This is a genomic window from Psychrobacillus sp., assembly GCF_056205495.1.
Genome location: NZ_JBAEAP010000246.1, coordinates 1 through 6173 on the forward strand (window position 1 = coordinate 1; position 6173 = coordinate 6173).

The 6173-nt window shown below is 38.5% G+C and carries 6 protein-coding genes; all 6 read left to right on the forward strand.

Features of this window, described 5'->3' with window-relative positions; genetic code table 11:
* A partial coding sequence (gene rpsL / locus AC06OU_RS07075; protein ID WP_475854918.1) for a 30S ribosomal protein S12 occupies positions 1-203 on the forward strand: 203 nt, incomplete at its 5' end.
* A 41-nt stretch (positions 204-244) separates the two neighbouring features.
* Positions 245-715: a 30S ribosomal protein S7 gene (gene rpsG, locus AC06OU_RS07080; protein ID WP_475854919.1), complete on the forward strand. Its 471-nt coding sequence runs from the start codon at positions 245-247 to the stop codon at positions 713-715.
* A gap of 50 nt (positions 716-765) precedes the next feature.
* On the forward strand, positions 766-2844 hold the full coding sequence (gene fusA / locus AC06OU_RS07085; RefSeq protein ID WP_475854920.1) for an elongation factor G: 2079 nt from the start codon (positions 766-768) through the stop codon (positions 2842-2844).
* A gap of 116 nt (positions 2845-2960) precedes the next feature.
* The gene (gene tuf / locus AC06OU_RS07090) at positions 2961-4148 is read left to right on the forward strand and encodes an elongation factor Tu (protein WP_298472467.1); all 1188 of its coding nucleotides are present in this window, start codon (positions 2961-2963) and stop codon (positions 4146-4148) included.
* Positions 4149-4237: 89 nt separating this feature from the next.
* Positions 4238-4927 (forward strand): response regulator transcription factor, encoded by a 690-nt coding sequence (locus tag AC06OU_RS07095; protein WP_169359369.1) that lies wholly within the window; start codon positions 4238-4240, stop codon positions 4925-4927.
* Positions 4924-5955 (forward strand): sensor histidine kinase, encoded by a 1032-nt coding sequence (locus tag AC06OU_RS07100; protein ID WP_475854923.1) that lies wholly within the window; start codon positions 4924-4926, stop codon positions 5953-5955. The genes AC06OU_RS07095 and AC06OU_RS07100 overlap by 4 nt, the downstream gene beginning before the upstream one ends.
* Positions 5956-6173: the final 218 nt, after the last annotated feature.

A 6173-nucleotide genomic window follows, 5' to 3' on the forward strand; every position in this document is an offset into this window, starting at 1 on the left:
CGTTAGAGGTAACAGCTTATATTCCAGGAGAAGGACACAACCTACAAGAACATAGTGTTGTACTTATCCGCGGAGGACGTGTAAAAGATTTACCAGGGGTACGTTACCATATCGTACGTGGTGCTCTTGACACAGCTGGTGTTACTGGTCGTATGCAAAGCCGTTCTCTATACGGTGCAAAACGCCCTAAAGTTAAAAAATAATATATTCAATAAATTGACATTCGTCGAAAGGAGGAAAACACATGCCTCGTAAAGGTCCTGTTTCCAAACGTGACGTGTTACCAGATCCAATTTATAATTCGAAACTAGTAACTCGTTTAATTAATAAAATGATGATTGACGGTAAAAGAGGTACTTCTCAAAAAATTCTATACGGTGCGTTTGATCTTGTTAAAGAACGTTCTGGTAAAGATGCTTTAGAAGTATTCGAAGCTGCATTAACAAACATTATGCCAGTTCTTGAAGTTCGTGCTCGTCGTGTTGGTGGTGCTAACTACCAAGTACCGGTTGAAGTACGTCCTGACCGTCGTTATACTTTAGGTCTTCGCTACCTAGTAAACTATTCACGTCTTCGTGGAGAAAAAACTATGGAAGAGCGTTTAGCTAATGAAATTCTTGATGCATCTAACAACACTGGTGCTTCTGTTAAGAAACGTGTAGATATGCATAAAATGGCTGATGCTAACAAAGCATTTGCTCACTATCGTTGGTAAGATTCTAATACAATCATACTCTAATCCGAAATTGGAAGGAGAAATACAATATGGCTAGAGAGTTCTCCTTAGACAAAACACGTAATATCGGTATCATGGCTCACATCGATGCTGGTAAAACGACTACTACGGAGCGTATTCTATATTACACTGGTAAAATCCACAAAATTGGGGAAACTCATGAGGGTGCATCACAAATGGACTGGATGGAGCAAGAGCAAGAACGTGGTATCACTATCACTTCTGCTGCGACAACAGCTGCTTGGGATAATCACCGTGTAAACATTATCGATACACCTGGACACGTAGACTTCACAGTTGAAGTTGAACGTTCACTTCGTGTACTTGATGGTGCGGTTACAGTACTAGATGCTCAATCTGGTGTTGAACCACAAACTGAAACAGTATGGCGTCAAGCTACAACTTATGGCGTACCACGTATTGTTTTCGTAAACAAAATGGATAAAACAGGTGCAGACTTCCTATATTCTGTAGGAACTCTTCGTGAACGTTTACAAGCTAACGCTCATCCAATTCAGTTACCTATCGGTGCTGAAGATGAATTCAGTGGTATCATTGACCTAGTGACAATGAAAGCTACTGTATACGGAAACGACTTAGGTACTGATATCCAAGAAGTTGAAATTCCTGAAGAATATAAAGCTCAAGCTGAAGAATACCGTGAGAAATTAGTTGAAGCGGTAGCTGAACTTGATGAAGATCTAATGGAAAAATATCTTGGTGGAGAAGATGTTACGAACGAAGAATTAATTAATGGTATCCGTAAAGGTACTCTTAATGTTGAATTCTATCCAGTAGTATGTGGTACAGCATTCAAAAACAAAGGTGTTCAAAAAGTTCTTGATGCAGTAGTTGCTTACCTTCCATCACCACTTGATATCCCAGCTATGAAAGGTATCGATCCTGACAGTGAAGAAGAAGTAGAACGTCATTCTGACGATTCTGAACCATCCTCTGCTTTAGCGTTTAAAGTTATGACTGACCCTTATGTTGGTAAATTAACTTTCTTCCGCGTATATTCTGGTACTCTTCAATCTGGTTCATACGTACAAAACTCTACTAAAGGTAAGCGTGAGCGCGTAGGACGTATCCTTCAAATGCATGCTAACTCTCGTGAAGAGATTTCACAAGTTTATGCTGGAGATATTGCTGCAGCAGTAGGCTTAAAAGATACAACTACTGGTGATACACTTTGTGATGAAAAAGCTCTAGTAATTCTTGAATCTATGGAATTCCCTGAGCCAGTTATCTCACTTTCTGTTGAACCGAAAACTAAAGCTGACCAAGATAAAATGGGTCAAGCACTACAAAAATTAGCTGAAGAAGATCCAACATTCCGCGTACATACTGACCAAGAAACTGGTCAAGTAATCATCGCTGGTATGGGTGAACTTCACCTTGATATTCTAGTAGACCGTATGCGTCGTGAATTCAAAGTAGAAGCTAACGTAGGTGCACCTCAAGTATCTTACCGTGAAACTTTCCGTTCATCGGCAAAAGTTGAAGGTAAATTCGTTCGCCAATCTGGTGGACGTGGTCAATTCGGACACGTTTGGATTGAATTCTCACCAAACGAAGAAGGAAAAGGCTTTGAATTTGAAAATGCTGTCGTTGGTGGTGTAGTACCACGTGAATATATTCCAGCTGTTGAAGCAGGTCTTCGTGACTCACTTAACAATGGTGTAATCGCTGGTTTCCCATTAATCGATATTAAAGCTAAATTATTCGACGGATCATACCATGATGTTGACTCGAATGAGATGGCATTTAAAATTGCAGCATCTATGGCATTGAAAAATGCTGTATCTAAAGTAAACCCAGCACTTCTTGAGCCAATCATGAAGGTAGAAGTTGTTATTCCTGAAGAATATTTAGGAGACATCATGGGTGATATCACATCTCGTCGTGGACGCGTTGAAGGTATGGATGCTCGTGGTAACGCACAGGTAGTACGTGCAATGGTTCCACTTGCTGAAATGTTTGGATATGCAACGTCATTACGTTCAAATACACAAGGTCGTGGAGTATTCTCGATGGTATTTGACCACTATGAAGATGTTCCAAAATCAATCGCTGAAGAAATTATCAAAAAACATAAAGGTGAATAATTAATTTTTCATCTTGATTCAAGCATAACTTTCTTGTAGTGTATGAATTATAGGGACTACTTGTCCCTATCTTTTATCATAAAAAAAACAAACAATTACTGAGGAGGATTTCTCTAATGGCTAAAGAAAAATTTGACCGTTCCAAAACACATGCTAACGTTGGTACAATCGGACACGTTGACCATGGTAAAACAACTTTAACTGCTGCAATCGCTACAGTTCTTTCTAAAAAAATGGGTGGAGTAGCGAAATCTTACGCTGACATCGATAACGCTCCTGAAGAAAAAGAGCGTGGAATTACAATCAACACTTCTCACGTTGAGTATGAAACTGAAACTCGTCACTACGCTCACGTAGACTGCCCAGGACATGCTGACTATGTTAAAAACATGATCACAGGTGCAGCTCAAATGGACGGCGGGATCTTAGTAGTATCTGCTGCTGATGGCCCAATGCCACAAACTCGTGAACACATTCTTTTATCTAAACAAGTAGGTGTTCCATACCTAGTTGTATTCATGAACAAATGTGACATGGTTGATGACGAAGAATTACTTGAATTAGTTGAAATGGAAGTTCGTGACCTTCTTTCTGAATACGATTTCCCAGGCGACGACATTCCAGTAATCAAAGGTTCTGCTCTTAAAGCTCTTGAAGGAGAGCCAGAATGGGAAGAAAAAATCGTTGAATTAATGGACGCTGTAGATAACTACATCCCAACTCCAGAACGTCAAACTGACAAACCATTCATGATGCCAGTTGAGGATGTATTCTCAATCACTGGTCGTGGTACAGTTGCTACTGGACGTGTTGAGCGTGGACAAGTTAAAATCGGTGACGTTGTAGACATCATCGGTATTACTGAAGAAGCAAAATCAACTACTGTAACAGGTGTTGAAATGTTCCGTAAACTTCTTGACTATGCAGAAGCTGGCGACAACATTGGTGCTCTTCTTCGTGGGGTTTCTCGTGAAGAGATTCAACGTGGTCAAGTATTAGCTAAACCAGGTTCAATCACACCACACACAGACTTCAAAGCTGAAGTTTATGTTCTTTCTAAAGAAGAGGGTGGACGTCATACTCCATTCTTCTCAAACTACCGTCCTCAGTTCTACTTCCGTACAACTGACGTAACAGGTGTTTGTAACTTACCAGAAGGCGTAGAAATGGTTATGCCTGGAGATAACATCGAAATGACTGTTTCTCTAATCTCTCCAATCGCTATCGAAGAAGGTACTAAATTCTCTATCCGTGAGGGTGGACGTACTGTAGGCGCTGGTGTAGTTGCTACTATCACTAAATAATTTTAATTAAATGTAAAAACCATCTCGTGACGACGAGATGGTTTTTTTTATGTGTATAATTGTGTACACTGGGATTAGGAGGTAATTATATGCGAAAAATTATGCTAATAGAAGATGACGTTTCTATATTTAATTTATTAAAGGAAAAATTTCATCTATGGTCATTTGAAGTTATAGGCCCTACTGATTTTCAACAAGTACTTCCTAGTTTTTTAGAACAGAAACCCGAGTTAGTTATGATAGATATACAGCTGCCAGCATATGATGGTTTCCATTGGTGCCGAGAAATTCGAAGACATTCTAAAGTACCTATTATATTTCTTTCCTCACGAGATCACCCAATGGATATGGTCATGGCCATGCAGATGGGGGCGGATGACTTTGTTCAAAAGCCTTTCAATATGGAGGTTTTATTAGCAAAGGTTCAAGCTATTTTAAGAAGAACGTATGATTATGGAGAGGAACAGTCAGATATCGTTCATTGGAATGGTGCAATTATTGATTACTCTAGAAGTACAATTTCCAAAGAGGAACAAGAGGCTGAACTTACAAAGAATGAGTTATTTATCCTTAGAGTATTAGTCCAATCTGTTGATAAAATAGTATCGAGAGATGAACTCATGAGAAAGCTATGGGATGACGAAAAGTTTGTAAATGATAATACCCTTTCTGTAAATGTAAATAGATTGCGGTTAAAGTTAGAACAAATTGGATTAGATGAGGTTATTGTAACGAAGAAGGGATTAGGCTATCTAGCTGTTACTAAGGAGGAGCTATGAGGTTACTGTTATATTATATTAGAGAGCGAATTGCCTGGATTTTATTTTTTGGCTTTTTCCAGCTTTGGCTCAATATTCTCCTGACGGTTGACGTTGCCTTTACCAATACTTCTATTGTGTACTTGAATGGTACCAATCTACTTTTATTTTTAGTATTCTTTTTATGGCGATACTTTAGGGAAACAAAGTTTATAAAAAGTGTTTTAAAGATTAATCAGGGTGACCCGACTTTCGATGAGCTTATAGCAAGACTACCAGAAGGACAATCACTTTTTGATAAAATGATTATAGAAGAGGTAGAAGTCCTAATCTTAACCGGAAAACAAGAACTGAATGATTCCAATACCAGTTCTCTTGAAGAGAAGGATCAAACTCTTTCCTGGATACATGAGATGAAGACACCGCTAACCAGTATGAAACTAATGATAGACAATGTAGAAGATTCAACACTTAAGAAGCAATTAGAAGTAGAATGGCTTCGACTGCATATGCTCTTAGATCAACAGCTTCATAAAACACGACTTCCTTCAATTGAAAAGGATAATGTAATCGAGGAAGTAATTATACAAAGAGTAGTATTTCAGGAAATTAAAGAGTTGATGCCATGGTGTATACAACGAAATATAGGGTTTGAGGTTAGCGACTTGGAAAACGTCATACTAACAGATCAGAAATGGCTAGCGTTTATTCTAAGGCAGCTAATATCAAATGCAGTAAAATATAGTAAAGAGAATAGTGAAATTCAAATTTTTACTTCTACAGATGATTTAGGTCACCTAATCCTTTCTATTCAAGATCAAGGGGTAGGAATAGCACAATCGGATTTGCCAAGAATCTTTGAAAAGTCTTTTACTGGCAGGGTTGGCCGAGAGAGTGCTGCTTCAACTGGAATGGGTCTATACTTAGCAAAGAATTCCGCTGAAAAGCTAGGAATCAGGATCTACGTAGTTTCTGAAATTGGTCAGGGTTCTACCTTTTCCTTACATTTTCCCATACAAAATAAAATGCAAGAAATACTAGGTAGGTGACGAAAATGTCATCTACTTTCTTTGATTGTCACCTAAAACGAACGATTTTACTAGAATTAATGGGTAAAATGAAGTTAATAAAAGGTAGGAGGTAGACCATGGTAATTTTAAGAGGTCGCAAGATTAAAAAAGTATTTGGTAAAAAGTCCAATACTCAGGAAGTATTAAAGGATATTGACATAGAAGTTCGAGAAGGAGAGTTTGTTGGAATTATGGGT